We start from the raw sequence: 16,898 nt of genomic DNA, 5'->3' as shown, positions 1-16,898 counted from the left end.
TAGTGTTAAGTGTTAAGTGATTATGAGTTATGGTTGTATCAGTCCGCCGGGATGTTGAACTTGCCCGGGCTGGGTTCGCCCAGGTGATTGCGCGGCTTTTTGTAGGTGCGCATGGAATCGAGCCGGTCCAGTTCTTTTAGACGGTTGTAGATCATGGTCCAGGCGCAGTCTTTGTTGGAATCGATTTCGCATTTGCCGTTGTTGGTGCCCCCGCAGGGGCCGTTGACAAGCCCCTTGTGGCAGGTGGTCACCGGGCAGATGCCGCCGGTTTCGCCGATCACGCAGGTGCCGCACTGGGTGCAGATTTCGTTGAACTGGCCGGCGGCGTTTTCCTTGCCGATAAAGAGGGTGTTCTGGGCCGGCACCACCATCTGGCCGAGCTGGCTGGCCATGGTCTGCACACCATAGGCGCATGACATCACCAGCAGCGCGTCTGCCTGGTTCATGCGCGCGCCGAACTCCGAGAGGATGTCGGCGGCGAGATTGTCACAAGCCACGGGGACCACGGTGGTGCCCGTGATCACCTTGCCCCTGGCAGACAGGTCTTGGGCCATGGCCGCCACCTGTTCCACGCCGCCGGTCCGGGTCAGGGTGGTGCAGGTGCCGCATCCGATGACAAATATCCTGTCCATGCCTTCGAGCAGCTGCTCGATTTCCTCCATTGGTTTCTGCTGGGTAATGGATCGAATCATGGTGGTTAGCTCCTCTCTTTTTCAAGATCGCACCTGAGGCACCGCCTGGCTTCAAAATGGGCCTGTTCGGCGGTAAAGCCCCTTTCAACTTCCCTGAAGTCGCAGACGCGGTCCTCGGGTTTTTCCGTTTCAATCCGGATCCGCGGCTGATCCTCTGTGCTTTCCGATTCCAGGGCCAGTCCGGTTTCCTGGGCCAGGGGGGTTTTTTCATCCGGCATGAAAATCGGGGTCTGATCGCCTGAAAGATATTTGTGAATGGCCAGGGCCGCCCGCCGGCCCGAGGCAATGGCCCGGATCACAAAGGTCGGTCCGGTGGTGAAATCGCCGCCGGCAAAAACCCCGGGCACATTGGTGGCCAGGGTGTTTTCATCCACGGCCAGAGAACCCCACAATGCCCGCTCCAGCTGGGAGTCTTCGGGCAGAAACGAGGTATCCGGGGCCTGGCCGATGGAGATGATGATATTATCGGTTTCGATGTACTGGGTATCGGACATGTCGCATTCCGGCCGGAAGTTGCCCTCCTGATCAAATACCGCCAGACAGTGGGAAAAACTGATGCCTTTGACTTTGCCGTTTTTCTCATAGATTTGCTCCGGCGACCACTGCAGGTTCAATATGGCGCCTTCCTCCTCGGTTTCCTCCACATCCTTGTCCCAGGCCGGCATCTCATCGCGGCTTTCCAGGCAGAAGACCTGGACATCGTCGGCACCGGCGCGAAGGGCGGTGCGGGCCACATCCATGGCCACATTGCCACCGCCGATAACCACGGTTTTTCCAGAAAGTCGCATGTCATGGCCCAGGCGCACGTCGCGCAGGAAGTTTAAGCCGTAATAAAGCCCCTCCAGGCCCTCTTCCTCTCCGGGAATCCCGATGCGCTTGCTGGCCTGGGCGCCGGCGGACAAAAACACCGCGTCAAATCCTTCCTTTTTCAGGTCAGTGAGGGTGTGGTTGGCGTCAATGGGCGAATTGTACTCAATTTTCACCCCGGCGTTTTGGATCCACCTGATTTCCATGTCAATGACATCCCTGGGCAGGCGGAACTCGGGCAATGCAATGTTTAACATTCCGCCGCCCACGGGCTGGGCCTCAAACACCTTGGTTTCGTATCCGAGCTTGGCCAGAAAATAGGCGCAGGTCAGGCCCGCGGGTCCGGCGCCCACAATGGCCACTTTCTCAGACCGGGTCACCGGGAAGGGCTCGCGCTCGGCACCGTATTTTTCATAATAATAATCTGATGCAAACCGTTTCAGGGTTCGGATGGCCACGGGCTCGTCGAGCTCTCCCCTGCGGCACTTGTATTCGCAGGGATTGATGCAGACCCGGCCGCACACGGCCGGAAACGGATTTTTCTCCCGGATGATTTCAACGGCATCCTCGTAGTTGCCGCTGCCGATGGCCGCCACGTAATTGGGCACGTCAATGCCGGCCGGGCAGGCGTGCTGGCAGGCCGATATCACCATGGAATCGCACACCGCACCGGCACACCGGTGCTCGTGGATATGATCGCGGTATTCCTGCTCAAAATAGCGCAAAGTGGACAGGGCCGGCTTGGGGCTGGCCTGGCCCAGGCCGCACAACGAGGCCTCGCTCATGGTGTGGCCGATGGACTTGATGGTGTCAATGTCCTGGATGTGGCCCTGGCCCAGGGTGATGCGGGATAAGGTCTCCAAAAGCTGGGTGGTTCCCAGCCGGCACGGGGCGCATTTGCCGCAGGACTCGGACTGGGTGAAATTTAAAAAGAACCGGGCGATTTCCACCATGCAGTTGTTTTCATCCAGGACCACAAGACCGCCTGAGCCCATGATGGCGCCAATGCGCTGGATGGTGTCATAGTCAATGGGCAGGTTTAAAAATCTGGCCGGCACACATCCGCCCGCCGGTCCGCCCATTTGCACGGCCTTAAACTGCCTTCCCTTGGGAATGCCGCCGCCGATGTCATAGACTACCTCCCGGATAGTGGTGCCGATGGGCACTTCCACCAGGCCGGTGTTGTTGACCTTGCCGGCCAAGGAAAAAATTTTGGTTCCCTTGGACGCATCTGTGCCCAGTTCACCATACCATTCGGATCCGTTTTTGATGATCAGCGGGATGTTGGCCAGGGTTTCAACGTTGTTGATGTTTGTGGGCTTTTGATCAATTCCGGCCTGGGCCGGAAAGGGGGGCCGGGGCCGGGGCATGCCGCGTTTTCCCTCAATGGAGGCCATCAGCGCGGTTTCCTCGCCGCAGACAAAGGCGCCGGCGCCCATTTTCAGGGAAAGATCAAAGTTAAATTCCGTGCCCAGGATGTTTTCGCCCAGAAGGCCCAGCTCTTTTCCCTGCTCAATGGCCAGGGTCAGGTGCTCCACTGCAATGGGATATTCCTCGCGCACGTAAATGATGCCGTATTCCGCGCCCATGGCATAACCACCGATCATCATGCCCTCGATCACTGCATGGGGATCGCCTTCCAGGAGGGCCCGGTCCATGAAAGCCCCGGGATCGCCTTCGTCTGCATTGCAGACCACGTATTTGGGCGTGGTGGGCGACTGCCTGGCAAACCGCCACTTGATGCCCGTGGGAAAGCCCGCGCCGCCGCGTCCCCGCAGCTTTGCGGAAACCACTTCCTCGATGACCGCTTCCGGGGTCATCTGGGACAGGGCCTTGACAAACGCCCTGTACCCGCCGGCGGCAATGTAGTGCTCGATTTTGGTCGGGTCGATCCGGCCGCAGTTGGCCAGCACCCGGCGTACCTGTTTCTGGTAAAAGGGGATTTGGTTTCGGTAATAAACAAACCGGCCGGTTCTTGGGTCCTGGTAGGCAAGGCGCTCAATTAACTGCTGATCCTTGATGGTTTTGTCCACGATTTCCGCGGCATCGTCCGGATCCACTTCCTGGTACTGGACTCCCAGAGGCTCTATGGCCACCACCGGGGCCTTGGCGCAGAACCCGTGACATCCGGTGGAGCGGATTTCCACTTCCTTGTCCAAGCCCTGGCGGGTGACGGCGTCGGCCAGGGCGTCGCGCACGGCTGCAGCTCCGTAGGCCCGGCATCCTGTCATGCAGACGTGGATTTCGGTCTTTTTTTTGCCTGAATCCGCAAGAATCCTGTTGCGGAGCCATTCGATCTGTCCGATGGATGTGAGTTTTTTCATAGGGCTCAATCATCCTCCTTGTCTTTCCGGTATTCGCCCAGCACGCTGACCACCTTGGTGGGGTTGAGCCTGCCGAAGTAGTCCTTGTTGACCATCATGGTCGGCGCCAGAAAGCAGGCTCCCAGGCATGCCACGGTTTCCAGTGTAAACTGGTAGTCGGCGCTGGTCTCGCCTTCCTCGAGGTTGAGTTCCTTTTTGACCAGGCGCAGGATACTCCGGCTTCCCTTGACATGGCATGCCGTTCCCCGGCAGACCCGCAGCACGCAGCGGCCCTTGGGTTTTAAGGAAAAACCGGAATAAAACGTGATCACCCCCTGAACCTGTGAGGCAAACATGTTCAGGGCCTCGGAAACGGGCTCGATGGATTCGGGCGGGATAAATCCGAATTCTTCCTGGATTTCCTGGAGAAGGGGGATTAAGGCCCATTTGCGGTCCCGGTAATCCTCGATGATTTCATGGAGTCTGCTTCGGTCAAATTGCGTGGGATCCATTGGCTTTTGCTCCTTGGCATCTAAATTTTCTCAATGCTGACCCTGCAGGTGCGCCATGCCGGTGCCGGCGACTGGATTGCCTCTATGCCGGCCAGGGCGGCTGCATCGTTTCCGGAAAATCCCGTGGGCACAAACACCTGTCCGGGCATTACTGCCGGATCGGCCACAAAGCTGCGTTCAATGGCGCCGTGATCCGATACAATGCGGATTTTTCCGCCTTCTGTTATGGCCAGAGACCCGATGTCAGTGGCAGATAGCCGGGCTTCATTGTCGCGGTTCCAGGAGTTGATCCGGGCGGACCGGCTGGTGCGGGTGCCGCCGGCCAGGTGCCAGCGCAGGGGGCCGAGTATGGCTGTAAAGCCTTTTTGGCCGCTTGTCTGCGGCTGTGGCGGTTCAATATCCGCAAATGTGAACCTGTGGCCGTTTCCGGAAAAAGGCGTGTCTGCATCCGTGTTTTTGATCCATTCCTGGCGGTGGTTGCCGATGGCGGCGTACATGGGCACGGTTTTCCTGATTTCCTGGCGGATTTTTTCAATGGTGGTGTATTGTTCCGGATATCCCATGTTCTGGGCCAGCATGCTGAGAATCCGCCAGTCGGCAAGGGCTTGTCCAGGCGGGGCCGCAGCCTGGGAAAAAGACTGGATCCGGCCCTCCATGTTGGTAAATGATCCGGTTTTCTCGGCAAAAGCAGTGCCCGGCAGCACCACGTGGGCAAGACGTGTGGTGCGGTTTTCGAAAATGTCCTGAATGACGATAAAGTCGAGTTTTTTCAAGGCATTTTCCACCCGCTCCGGGTCGGGCAGGGTGCGCACCAGGTTTTCGCCCATGATGTAGAGACCCTTTAAGTGGCCGGATTCCGCCGCTTCGACAATGCCGCAAAGATTTAGTCCCGGATCCGGGGAAAGCTTGGTGTTCCAGAACCGCTCCAGATGCTTTCTGGCATCCGGGTCGGAAAGGGGGTGTCTGCCGGGCAGCAGATCCGGGGCCATTCCCATGTCCATGGCACCAACGGTGTTGCTTTCCGGAGCCGGGATGAAGATTCCGGCATTGGGGACGCCGATGCTGCCGGTTGCAAGAGCAAGATCAAAGGCGGCATCAGCGATCCGGTCGCCGCTGATCTGTTCCATGATATCCGCGCCGATCACAAGGCCGATTTTGCGGCCTGAAAGCATTTTCGCCGCCCGGTGGATTTCCTTTTCCTCTGCTGCTGAAAGGGGCTGAGCGGACAAAAGGGAATCAATGGCGGCTTTGCAGTCCTCCCAGCCGCTGGTGTATTGCCGGATAAAATCGGTGCTGGTCCCGCCGGCACCAGCGATTTTTTCGGCAAGGGCGCATATGAGTGCCGGGATGCGCGTGTTTGGCTCCATGCCGGATTCCGGGCGGATCCGCGCCCCGGCAAATCCGGCAAGGCGTGTTTTGCGGGCATCAATTGTCACCAGGGGCGTGCCCCCCCGGGCGGCCCGCTTAACGTGATAGCCGGCAACCGGCACGGTATTGTCCGGGTCAAAGCATATGGTCACAATGGCCTCTGCCTTTTCCAGTCCGGACAATGGCATGGTGCGCACCGCGCCCATGGTTTTTTCCTCCATGCGGCGCAGCAGGGGCTGGCCGTTGATCGTGCCGGTGCTGGTGACGTTGTTGGTGCCGAACAGGACCCGGGCGATTTTCTGGAAAAGATAATTTTCCTCTGTACTGCACTTGGGCGAGCCGATAAAGGCAATGCTGCCGGGTCCGTGGGTGCGCTTGATTTCCGCCAAAGATTCTGCGGCCCGGGAAACCGCCTTGTTCCATTCCACAGGCTCAAATTTTTCATCACCGTTTTCGCCCCGGGTCCGGATCAAGGGCTGGTGTAGTCGGTCGGTATTGTTTAGAAAATCATGGGCAAAATGGCCGCGCACGCACAGGGTGGAACCGTTGACGCTGCCATTGAGTTTTAATGGATTGACTTCAACCACCCGGCCGCCGGAAGTGCCCATGGCCAGGCTGCAGCCGGCCCCGCAGAAACCGCAGATGGACTCTTTTTGATTTTCCGGGGTGCCCACATAGCCCGCATGCTTGGCGGAAAGGGCCCCTGTGGGGCACATGGAAACGCAGGTGCCGCAAAACGTGCAGGTGGAGTCTTCCAGAGGCATTTCCATGAGGGTTGCCGGACGGGAGGAAAAGCCCCGGTCATTGTAGTCAATGGCCCCTGTGGCCACCAGTTCGTGGTCGGCGCGGATGCATTTGCCGCATAAAATGCATTTGCTCAGATCCCGCACGATAAAGGGATTTAATTCCTCATAGGGTTTATGGTTGGGCATGGGATATAGGCGGGTTTCGGCAATTCCGAGGCGTGCGGCCAGTGCCCGCAGTTCGCACCGGTTGCCCTTGGAGCAGACAATGCACGATTCCGGGTGCTCGGCCATCATCAGGCGCACGATGTTTTTCCGGTGGCCGATGATGCGCTCGGTGTCGGTGAGCACGGCCATGTCCTTTGCCGCCGGGGTGACGCAGGCGGCCATGAGCCGGCCGGATTTTTCGTCTTCCACCAAGCACATGCGGCAGGCGCCGTAGGGCTTTAATTCCGGGTGATGGCACAGGGTAGGGATAAAGATGTTGTTTTTTTGCGCAACGGAAAGAAGGGTGTCGCCTGTGCGGCAGGTCACCTTTTTTCCGTTGATAGTCAGGGCAATTGATTCCACGGGGCGGCTCCTTTTGCTTCTGATGTTTTGAAAGGGCCGTTGAAAAAGCATTGCCGTATTTACGCGCCGGCCGGCAACGCCTTACCTGAGCTTGGCGGCATCCAGGTAATGCCGGAGTTTGTCCTCACCTCCGATGGTGATGATATGGATGCCGTCGCACAGATCCTTGAGACCCTTGACGGTATCGGCAAACAGCTCGATGCTGGCTTTGTCCTTGTCAGTGGCCTTGGCCAGCTTCTGGATGGCCCAGTCAGGCACCAGGCCGGATTTGAGATGCCGGTTTAAAAATCGGGCCATTCCGGCAGTCCGCAAAATCAGAACCTCTGCAATCACAGGCACGCCGAATGTGTTGGTGCGCGACAGAAACTTGTCAAACCGCTCCAGGTCAAATACCGGGGTGGTCAGAAAATAGCCCGCTCCCATCTTTGTCATCTCCTCCATTTCCTTTAACTCCAGGTCGGGCACATTCTTGCCCCAGGAGGCCTCTACCCCGGAGCCAAGGCAGAAGTTGGGCTGCACTTCGATCTCCTGACCCTCAATACCGCGGCCGTCTCTGAAATGCTCCAGCACGGACTGGAGTTTTCCGGCATCCACGTGGAAAAACATCATTTCCTGGAGGCTGTCGCCGGTGATCCGGTAGTCCTCGGTAAACACCAGCAGGTTTTCAATGCCGGCGTGATGAGCCGATATCAGGTCCTTTTGGAGTTGGATCCGGTTTTTGTCCCGGGTGGTGGTTTGGTAGATGGATTCAAAGCGGTTTTCCTTGAGGGTTTGGCAGGTTTTGATGGTGTCGCCCACGATTCCCTGGAATTCCACTTCAGAAAGCGACACCCCGTCGACACGCCCCCGGATGAGGTTTAAGCTTTTGACCAGGTCCTCGGGTTCCTGTTCAATGGGGGCCTGAACTTCGGTGGTGACCGCAAATTGTTTTTTTTCAAGGGCTTGTTTTAATTTCATGAATGCCTCCTTGAAATTAAGGGTTCCGGCGGCAGGGTGCCGGATTTATGCAGGGCCAATCAGTCGCGCCACTTCCTCCTTGAGCTGGGAGAGGGGAAGGGGCTTGGAAAAGCAGGCATCCGCACCGTATTCTTTCATCTGCTGAAATTTTTCCTCATCCAGGTAAGCCGACAGCACAATGATCTTGGTGTCACTGGTTTCCCTGTTGCTTTTGATTTTCTGGCAGACGTCATATCCTTTGATATCCGGCATCATGATGTCGAGAATCAGCAGATGGGGCTTGAAGTGATTGACCTGAAGGCCGGCTTCAAAACCGTCTGCCGCGGATATGACCTCGTAGTCGTGCTCGTCTTCTTCAAGGGACTGGACAATGCTTTCAACAATAATGGGATCATCATCGACCACCAGGATCCGCCTGCGGTCGTTTTCCTCCACGGTTTCCGGAATGGGAATGCCCTGCTTGCGCATGAACTCTTCCAGGTCCTTGCGGTTGATGCGGCGGTGGCCGCCGGGGGTGCGGTAGGCCTTTATGTGGCCGGCATCAATCCAATTGATAATGGTTTTGGGAGAGACGTTGCAGTGTTTGCTGGCTTTAAATACGGTGAAAACTTCGTCCATGGCGGGCCTCCTCCCTTGGAAAAAGGGTTGACTTTTTAAGTTTTATATTAATTATAGGATTTAAGCGTGTCAAGAAAAAAATGTAATTTTTTTTAAAAAAATTTTAACTCACTTAATTTATGGATTTAAATTTTTATTTAGGAATTAAAATTTAATGTTGGTTTTTATTTTTTATGATTATTATAGTTATTATAGCTTTATAAATCTTAACTGATTTTTGGGTGTTTTCAAAAAACGGCCATTTCTGTTTTTGCCAGGACATTTGCAACCGCTGCGGGAAATGGTAATAATGACCTTAAACGGCTCAATAAAAATGATCCTGGAGCAAAAACCGGCAAAGGAGGTGCGGGGTGAAATCATATGATGTGGTGGTTGTGGGTTCAGGCACCGGCGGGCAGACCGCAGCCTATAGCCTGAGCCAATACGGAGTCTCTGTTGCTGTGGTGGAAAACAGTTCCACGCCCGGCGGGGTTTGCGCCCTGGCCGGTTGCCAGGCCAAGAAATGGTATTACGAGGCTGCAGAAACAATGGCCCGGGCCCGTGACCTGTCTGGAAAAGGCGTGGTTGCAACCCCGGAGATGGACTGGAAAGCGGTTCGGGATCAAAAACGGGCCTTTACCGGCGCTGTCCCGGATTCCACCCGAAAAGGTTTTCAGGCCGCAGGCATTGATTTTATCGCCGGCACTGCAGCATTTCGCGATCCTGAGACCTTGACGGTGGACGGACAGCCGGTGCAGGCAAAATTTATTGTTCTGGCAACCGGCGCCCGTCCGGCCCCTTTGCCGTTTGAAGGCGCCCAGTACCTGGTCAGCAGCAGCCAGTTTCTGGAGCTCGACGGGCTTCCGCCCAGAATCGCCTTTGTGGGCGGCGGGTTTATCTCCTTTGAGTTTGCCCATTTTGCCGCGCGCCTGGGTCCGGCCCGGCAGATTCATATCCTTGAAGCCGGCCCCCGCCCCCTGGGCCCCTTTGACGGGGAAATGGCGGCCCATCTCATGGCTGCTTCAGGGGCAGAGGGCATTGATATCCATACGGATACCGAAATTACCGGAATTGAGAAAAACAACCGCGGCTATGTGGTTAAAACCCCGGGCAAAAAGGATCTTTACGCGGACATGGTGGTGCACGGCGCCGGGCGGGCACCTGCCATCACGAACCTGGAGCTGGAAAAGGGCTCTGTGGATTATACCCGCCGCGGCATTGTTGTGGATGAGAAAATGCGCACCGCCAATGCCCGGGTTTTTGCCGCGGGCGACTGTGCAGACACGGTTCAGCTGGCCCGGGTGGCGGACTACGAGGCCTGTGTGGCGGCAAAAAACATCCTGGCAGAACTCCGCGGCGGACAGGAAGCGGTCATGGATTATCGGGCCGTGCCTTCGGTTTTGTTTACCCTGCCCCAGTACGCCATGGTGGGGGCTACAGAAGAGGCCCTGAAGTCAGAAGGCATCCGGTATTCCAGAGCAATGGCCACCAATCTGTCCTGGCCCACCTACCGGCGTACCGGGATGAAGCATGCCGCTTACAAGGTGCTGGTGGATCACAACAACCGGATTGCCGGGGCGCATATTATTTCCGATAATGCCGCCGGCCTGATCAATATTTTCAAACAGGCCATGATTCACCACCAGGATGCCGGCCAGCTCTACTGGGAGCATGTCATGGCCCCGTATCCCACCCGGGAGAGCGACATCACTTATATGCTAAAGCCGTTTTTCAAACACGATCCCCTGGCCGGCTTATAGTAGGCCGGCCGGCAGCTCGTTTTAATTTTCGGACGCCATGGAACACCACCCGGTTGCGGCCTTCATGCCTGGCCCGGTAAAGCGCGTCATCCGAGAGGCGGTTTCTTGGTCATTTTTCTCATTTTCACTCTCCTTTCCTGCAATGGATTTGAACAAAGCCGGCTTGGCATAAAAGGCCGGATCTTTGCAGGAAAAGGTAACGGCATCTGCGGGAATTGCAATTTGCAGGGAAAATATTGCCGGCCCCGGCCCGCCTGCGGCCGGGGCCGGCATGTTTGTGCTGGGGTCGTTAGTAGCTTCGGTCCAGCATTTTTGCACAGATATGGTTGGCTGCCGATTCCGCCATGGTTTCGGCGTTGACTGAATCTTCCCCCTTGGTCCAGGTAAAATCGGTCATGGAGCGCCAGGAGTCAATCTTTTGGCCGGTTTTGGCGTCATTGATGTAAAGGTGCACATCCACATCCTTGCGCCATCCGGAAAAGGTCAGGCTTTTTCGCACGGAAACGGTTCCGTGAAGGGTATAATCCACCCCGAGTTTGTTTCCCAGGTTTTTGTACTGATCCTTTTTGAGGCCGAACATGGTGCCCATGTCATATCCGGTTGCGTCAACAACCTGGTTTACCTTTTGCTGACCGGCAAATGTTAAAACGTTTCTTTCTTCCAGGCAGTTTTTGATCTTTTCTGTTACCAGTCCGGCGATTTCGGGATCATTGGTGTTTTCAAACGGCAGTAAGGCAGCGGTGGGCGCGGTTCCCTGTCGTTTTTCCATGGGCGGCGGCGCGTGACGGGTGGCAGTGGCAAAACAGCCTGCAAGGAAGAGGCCGGCACATAACAAAACAGCGCACTTCATCCAGGTTTTGGGTGTTGATAAAAGAATCATCGCATTTTCCTTTTTATATGGTTAAGTAAACTCCCGGAACAACCGGTCCCGGGGCTATGGGGACAGGTTTCTGAACTGGGCGATCTGGCGGGATACGGCGATCAGTTCGTTATTTTCATCCCAGATCTCACCGTCTTCCTCAAGCAGGCCGCAATTGATAAACCGGGTGGAAAATCGGCATTTGAGCCATTGGGTCTCGGCTGTATTGCGGATGCTGACACTCAATTCAAGGGTGGGCACCCATGCCACCATGCCCTGGCTGGCCAGCACGGCCGGGGGAAAGGCGTCTGCTGCCAGGGCGGCTGCAAAAACGTCAAACGGGCGTTTGTCCTTAAACCGCAGCCAGCCCTTTTGCTCTGAACGTTCTGAAAGCCGGTTTTCCATCCATCCGGCACAGCAGGGATCCAGGCGGCTTTCCATGTGCTCGTATACAGTGTATCCGGGCATTGCGGGAATCCGGATGCAGCTCTCCGGCGGGGCGGGTTCCGGAGGACCGGTCTCGTATCGCCTGATTTCGCATTCTTCCGGGGCCACGGCAAAAGTGCCAAAGGCCCGGGCGGTTTCGGTTCCCGATTGGAAGATCCGGGCCTGGAGGCGGGTAAATTGTCTGGAGCGGTTCATTGTTTCAACGGCAATTTCTGCCGGGCCCGGAACCGTTTTTGACATATAGTTGACCGTAAGGATCGGGGTGGCGGATTTGTCACTGCAGCCAATCATGGCGCTGGCCAGAATTGCCAGCAGATATCCCCCGTTAGGGTTGCCGTTGATTGACCAGTTGTCTGAAACCGCAGCCTGAAAACCATCCTGCGGGTTTGCGGTAACTGAAATATCTGTATCAAAAAGATGCATTTTGTTATCTGATGGTGATATTTTGACCGTTTTTCTTTTTCGGGGACCTGTTTCGGTTGTGTTTAGCATAAAGCGTAAAATCCCGCAACCCGGAAAAAGCCCGGCATGCGGCGGGTTGTCCGGATTGATCTTTTCAGCCAAAGGTGCGTTAAAAAATTGATCCTGTCGGAAACGCAGAAAATTCAACCACAGAGGAATAACGGGTTTATGGAGAATCATCAAAAGGGCAACATCTTTTCTCTGCTTCCCAAAAAACTTGACCGGGAAGCATTTGAGCCGATTGTGGCCCATGATCATGTGGTTATTGAACGGATTGTTTCCAGGGGGCATAGGTCTCCGGAAACGGGATGGTATGATCAAAAAAGCAATGAATGGGTCATGGTTCTGGCGGGCAGGGCAACCATTGTTTTTGAAAACGGTCAGGAAGTCCGGCTTGAAAAGGGCGATTATGTCAATATTTCAGCCCGCACCCGGCATAAGGTGACCTGGACGGATCCGGGCGTTGAAACCATCTGGCTGACTGTCCACTACGGGTAACCACAGATTACCGGTAATAATAGGGATGATACCAGTAGCGCAACCGCGGGCCGTACCACGGGTAAAAGGGGTCATAGAACGGGTCGTAAAACGGGTCATGGTAATAGAGATCCCGCCGCTGCCGGGGTTTTTGCCAGAGATGAATTTCCACGGCACGGATCACGGGCAGGGTGTAATCATGCTCGCTGATCCGGGTTTTTTCTGACCCTGCAACCCGGCCGGCCACGGTGATCTTCCGGTCCTTTTCATAAATTTCAGGATCCAGAAAGCCCTCATGAATCAGTATAAAACGGCCCCGGGACAAATCTTTGGATTTGGGCTCATCAACGAAATCCAGAGGCGCCTGAAGTATTATGAGCCGGGTTTGATCGGCCAGGTTGCGGGTTTCCAGGATATAGCCGCCCAGAATCACGGTTTTGTCAATATGCGTATCCGGATTTTGCTTCAGGGATGCAAAGTTCACACCGGTTGCGGCACTGGTGCGAACATCTCTGGAAATCACCGAGCACCCGGAAAAAAGCACCGTCAGAAGGATGCAGCACAAAAGCAATGTGGTTTTGCGTAAATGCAGATGACTTGTTTTCATTTTGACCCGGGTGATAAGAAGTTTGCCAAAAAAGGTTGTCCCTGCTGTAGCCGGGGAACCGTTTCAAACGGATTTTCTTTTCAAATAAAATTTCCGTGTTATATTAACAGTAGCCATGATCACCGATATTTTCAAGGAACCGGTCGAAAAAGGGGGGAATGAACCCGTGCGATTCAAATATTTTTTTATTTCATTGTGTGTGTTGATCATGATCGGAGCCTGGGGGTGCGGGCCCAGGGTTCCCAGGGATATTGTGCAAAAGGTTACCTGGAAGGGTGATTTCAGAACGCTCCAGGTTGACACGGATCAATATATTGATGAATATGTGATATTTGGCGGCAGAATTATCAGCACGGATAATCAGCGGGACAATTCTGAAATAACCGTTCTGCAGTTTCCCCTGGATTCTTCAAACCGCCCGCAGATGGAAAAGGAATCAAACGGCCGCTTTCTGATCCGATCGGATTCCTTTCTTGATCCGGAAATATATGCGCCGGGAAAACTGGTTACGGCTGCAGGCCGTCTCATTGGCGCTGAAACGCGTTTGATCGGTGATTATGAATACGCGCATCCAATCATCAAGGGGGATTTGTGGGTATGGGAGCCCCGGGAAAACAGTTTTCCTCGCTTCCACTTCGGGCTGGGAATCGGCAAGACGTTTTAGCCAGCAGGTCAACGTGATTTCCGCCCTGTGGTCTAGCTATAGATATCCAGGAATTGGATGTTTTTCACCTTGAGACGGTCCTTGATGGCCCGGGCGAGTTCCGACATAAACCAATAGCCCATCTCAAAATCCTGCTCAAAAAGGCTTTGGAGGTCATTGCTTTTCCATGACAAGGCTTTGACATCGTTTAAGGCCTTGGCACAGGTCATATGCGTTCTTTCCGGAGTAAAGATTGCCGCTGAAACCCCGAAGGAGTTGGCAGGGCCGAGTTCAACCACCCAGGTGTGCTGATGGGACTGCCTGCCTTTCGCGCTTTTGGCAACAGCCAGGCCCACCCGGCCCGACAATATGGCATAGAGTTTATCTGCAGGATCTTCAGAGTGGTAAAAAAATTCTCCCTTACGTACGCTTTCCAAAGATGTCACATCCCGCAGATGTTTGAGTTTTTCATCATCCAGAGGCTTAAGCAGGTTGATCCGTTTCAGGTCTTCCATCTCAATCATATTGAAACCTCCTTGTTTTGATGTTCTCCGACCTGCGCCGGATTTGCGGCCGGGAAAAAGGTGATTTATCGCTGCAAGCTTTTTGTCGGTTTGGAAAGATGAAAAAACACTTCCCATAATTTTATATATTACTGTCATTAACAGGTGTGTCAAGTTTAAGCCGCACGGTTTCGCAGAAGCAGCCAGCCTCTGGTTTTCCACAGATCTGCCGCAGGAATTGAAAAATTGGATACCACAGGTTATAAGAAGACTATGTGAGATCGTCTGAATAACAAGAAAATACGATAGCGCTGGCCATGCCGGAAAACCAATCCTGGAAAATTTTGTTCATTGACGATGAACCCAGCATTCTCAATGTCACGGGCATCACCCTGGAGGATGCGGGCTACCGGGTTCAAACCGCTGAGGACGGGGAAAAGGGCCTGGCGGCATGCCGGGAGTTTGCCCCGCACATTGTCATCACCGACATCCGGATGCCGAGAATGGACGGCATCGCCCTGCTCGAAGCGGTCAAAACTGAATTTCCGGAAACCGAGGTGATCGTGGTCACGGCCTACGGGGAAATGGATGTGGCCATCCGGGCGCTTCAGCTTGACGCCTCGGATTTCATTACAAAGCCGGTCCATGACGATGCCCTCCACGTTGCAATACAGCGGGCCATCAGGCGATATAACGACAAAAAGCGGCTTGCCGACTACACACGTTTTCTGGAGGAAGGCTGGAACCAGACAACCCGGGAGCTTATGGAGGCCTTTCATTTTGAAAACAGCCTGATTGAGAGCTCCATGGACGGAATCGTGGGCTGTGATGCCAAAGAAACCATTATTACCTTTAACAAGAGTATGGAATCCATGCTCGGCTACACAAAAAGTGAAGTGGTCCGCAGCAAAACCCTTTCCGGACTTTTTTCGCCAAAGAATTACCAGCAGCTCAAGTCTGACATGGCGGGCTTCGGCTTTGGCGGCAAAAACCGGCTGTTTGTCTATGAAATTAAGCTTTTGACCAAATCCGGAAATCCCCTGCCGGTCCAGGTATCGGCCGCAACCATTCTCCTAGAGGCCGGGCCGGCCGGGCTGGTGTTGTTTTTCAGGGATTTACGGGAAATCCGGCGCCTGGAGCGGGAAATGGAGGACCAGGCCAAAATCCTGCACCAGGACAAGATGATGTCTTTGGGACGGCTGGCTGCCAGCGTGGTGCACGAGATCAACAATCCCCTTTCCGGCATTCTCAACTACGTGCGCCTGATGATTCGGGTTTTGTCCAGAAAGGAACTCGATGACCAGAGCCGGCAGCGGTTTTCCTCCTACCTTTCGATCGTGGAAAGCGAAACCGACCGGTGCTGCCGCATCGTATCCAATCTCCTGACCTTTTCAAGAAAGTCGCCGGCGGAATTTGTCAAGGTTTCCGTTGAGGCCCTGATTGACCGCTGCGTTCTGCTCAGCCAGCACAAACTGGCGCTTTCCAATATCGAGCTTCACTATCACACCGCGGAAAACACACCACAGATACACGGCGATATCAACCAGCTACAGCAATGCCTGATCAACCTGATTTTCAACGCAATTGATGCCATGCCCGACGGCGGCCGTTTGGGGATCGAAGCCGGATATGATGCCGCAGTCGGCCGGGTGACCATTTCCGTGGCAGATACCGGCACAGGGATTTCCGAGGCTGATTTGCCTCGTATTTACGAACCATTTTACACCACCAAACAGGAAGGCTACGGGGTGGGTCTCGGTTTGTCCACGGTTTACGGGATCATGGCCGCCCATAGCGGCATCGTTGATGTCCGCTCCACCCCGAGCAAAGGGACCACGTTTTATCTGCATCTGCCTGCCGGATGATGCAGGCACGGGTGATTGTTGTTGTATCTTTGCGACAATTTGTTGCAAAGATACAACAACAATCTGCAACGCCTTAACTCTTCAATAAAATATAAGATTGCAACATCTGCAAAATTAACTGTTGCATTTTCAGAATCCATCGGCCTGTCGGTCTTTTCATAAAAATAGCAATAACAATTGGTTGCACTTCCCAAAAACATGGCATGTTTCATGCTTAATCATTCATAACATATGTCGTTTCAAAAGGCATATTTCCTTTCCTGTCAGCAAAAAGGGAGTCTGCTGTGACTTCTGATGCGCACCGCAAAACCGTTCTCATTGTCGATGATGACCGCGATATCCGCCTGTTTGTCTCCGGTCTGATGAAAAGGTCCGGATACCGGGCCCTCAGCGCACAGGACCGCCAGCACGGCCTGGACAAGGCCCGCACCGAACAGCCCGATTGCATCATTTTAAACTGCACCATGGGAGACGAAGACGGCATGTCGCTTTACAAAACTTTAAGAACTCAAACCGATTTAAAACATATACCGGTTGTAATGGTCTCACCAGTGTCCAGGGAAGTCATCGGCCAGCACTGGGTTCTGCGCCACGGATCGGTGGCCGGGCCGGAAGCTTATGTGCAGTCCCCGCCGGAAGCCGGAAGCATCATACGCGTGGTGGGCGAACTCATCGGCCAACGGCACACAAGGCATCCGGAGAAATAAAAATAACCGAAAGCAAAAA

At 54.6% G+C, this 16,898-nt stretch carries 15 protein-coding genes; 5 read left to right on the top strand and 10 right to left on the bottom strand.

The features are described from left to right. Positions 1–38: 38 nt before the first annotated feature. The 6 genes from R6U41_RS00280 to R6U41_RS00255 form a co-directional block, all read right to left on the bottom strand. Positions 39–692, bottom strand: coding sequence for a methylenetetrahydrofolate reductase C-terminal domain-containing protein (locus R6U41_RS00280; RefSeq protein WP_410267836.1), 654 nt, complete (start codon positions 690–692; stop codon positions 39–41). A 5-nt stretch (positions 693–697) separates the two neighbouring features. Continuing rightward, entirely contained in the window at positions 698–3,823 is a 3,126-nt protein-coding gene (locus R6U41_RS00275) for an FAD-dependent oxidoreductase (RefSeq protein ID WP_410267835.1), read from the bottom strand. 5 nt (positions 3,824–3,828) lie between these two features. After that, complete coding sequence (nuoE, locus tag R6U41_RS00270) at positions 3,829–4,314, bottom strand: NADH-quinone oxidoreductase subunit NuoE (RefSeq protein WP_410267834.1); 486 nt, start codon at positions 4,312–4,314, stop codon at positions 3,829–3,831. 20 nt (positions 4,315–4,334) lie between these two features. Beyond that, on the bottom strand, positions 4,335–6,995 hold the full coding sequence (locus tag R6U41_RS00265; RefSeq protein ID WP_410267833.1) for a molybdopterin-dependent oxidoreductase: 2,661 nt from the start codon (positions 6,993–6,995) through the stop codon (positions 4,335–4,337). 81 nt (positions 6,996–7,076) lie between these two features. Beyond that, positions 7,077–7,952, bottom strand: coding sequence for a methylenetetrahydrofolate reductase (locus R6U41_RS00260; protein ID WP_410267832.1), 876 nt, complete (start codon positions 7,950–7,952; stop codon positions 7,077–7,079). A gap of 45 nt (positions 7,953–7,997) precedes the next feature. Then, a complete protein-coding gene (locus R6U41_RS00255; protein WP_410267831.1) occupies positions 7,998–8,570 on the bottom strand; it encodes a response regulator in 573 nt (190 codons plus the stop codon). A 350-nt stretch (positions 8,571–8,920) separates the two neighbouring features. On the opposite strand from R6U41_RS00255, the gene R6U41_RS00250 reads away from it, so the two are divergent. After that, positions 8,921–10,309 carry a dihydrolipoyl dehydrogenase family protein gene (locus R6U41_RS00250; RefSeq protein WP_410267830.1) on the top strand — a complete coding sequence of 463 codons (1,389 nt, stop codon included), beginning with the start codon at positions 8,921–8,923 and terminating at the stop codon, positions 10,307–10,309. Positions 10,310–10,598: 289 nt separating this feature from the next. Here the strand turns inward: R6U41_RS00250 and R6U41_RS00245 are convergent, their stop codons facing one another. Together R6U41_RS00245 and R6U41_RS00240 are read right to left on the bottom strand one after the other, a co-directional pair. Continuing rightward, on the bottom strand, positions 10,599–11,189 hold the full coding sequence (locus R6U41_RS00245) for a hypothetical protein (RefSeq protein ID WP_410267829.1): 591 nt from the start codon (positions 11,187–11,189) through the stop codon (positions 10,599–10,601). Between the two features lie 54 nt (positions 11,190–11,243). Continuing rightward, a complete protein-coding gene (locus R6U41_RS00240) occupies positions 11,244–12,038 on the bottom strand; it encodes a thioesterase family protein (RefSeq protein WP_410267828.1) in 795 nt (264 codons plus the stop codon). A gap of 207 nt (positions 12,039–12,245) precedes the next feature. On the opposite strand from R6U41_RS00240, the gene R6U41_RS00235 reads away from it, so the two are divergent. Further along, a complete protein-coding gene (locus tag R6U41_RS00235) occupies positions 12,246–12,575 on the top strand; it encodes a cupin domain-containing protein (protein WP_410267827.1) in 330 nt (109 codons plus the stop codon). 7 nt (positions 12,576–12,582) lie between these two features. Here the strand turns inward: R6U41_RS00235 and R6U41_RS00230 are convergent, their stop codons facing one another. Continuing rightward, positions 12,583–13,161 carry a Slp family lipoprotein gene (locus R6U41_RS00230; RefSeq protein WP_410267826.1) on the bottom strand — a complete coding sequence of 193 codons (579 nt, stop codon included), beginning with the start codon at positions 13,159–13,161 and terminating at the stop codon, positions 12,583–12,585. Positions 13,162–13,327: 166 nt separating this feature from the next. Here R6U41_RS00230 and R6U41_RS00225 point away from each other — a divergent pair, with 166 nt between their 5' ends. Further along, positions 13,328–13,825: a Slp family lipoprotein gene (locus tag R6U41_RS00225; RefSeq protein WP_410267825.1), complete on the top strand. Its 498-nt coding sequence runs from the start codon at positions 13,328–13,330 to the stop codon at positions 13,823–13,825. 32 nt (positions 13,826–13,857) lie between these two features. Here R6U41_RS00225 and R6U41_RS00220 read toward each other — a convergent pair whose 3' ends face one another. Further along, positions 13,858–14,328 carry a cyclic nucleotide-binding domain-containing protein gene (locus R6U41_RS00220; RefSeq protein WP_410267824.1) on the bottom strand — a complete coding sequence of 157 codons (471 nt, stop codon included), beginning with the start codon at positions 14,326–14,328 and terminating at the stop codon, positions 13,858–13,860. A gap of 296 nt (positions 14,329–14,624) precedes the next feature. Here R6U41_RS00220 and R6U41_RS00215 point away from each other — a divergent pair, with 296 nt between their 5' ends. Together R6U41_RS00215 and R6U41_RS00210 are read left to right on the top strand one after the other, a co-directional pair. Next, positions 14,625–16,172 carry a response regulator gene (locus tag R6U41_RS00215; protein WP_410267823.1) on the top strand — a complete coding sequence of 516 codons (1,548 nt, stop codon included), beginning with the start codon at positions 14,625–14,627 and terminating at the stop codon, positions 16,170–16,172. A gap of 284 nt (positions 16,173–16,456) precedes the next feature. Then, positions 16,457–16,879 carry a response regulator gene (locus R6U41_RS00210; protein ID WP_410267822.1) on the top strand — a complete coding sequence of 141 codons (423 nt, stop codon included), beginning with the start codon at positions 16,457–16,459 and terminating at the stop codon, positions 16,877–16,879. Positions 16,880–16,898 lie beyond the last annotated feature (19 nt).

Origin of the sequence: Desulfosalsimonas sp. (assembly GCF_046483245.1) — a bacterium.
In the GTDB taxonomy this organism is placed as follows: Bacteria; Desulfobacterota; Desulfobacteria; order Desulfobacterales; family Desulfosalsimonadaceae; genus Desulfosalsimonas.
Note: the sequence above shows the minus strand (reverse complement) of the source record. Positions and strands in the feature narration are given on the sequence as shown.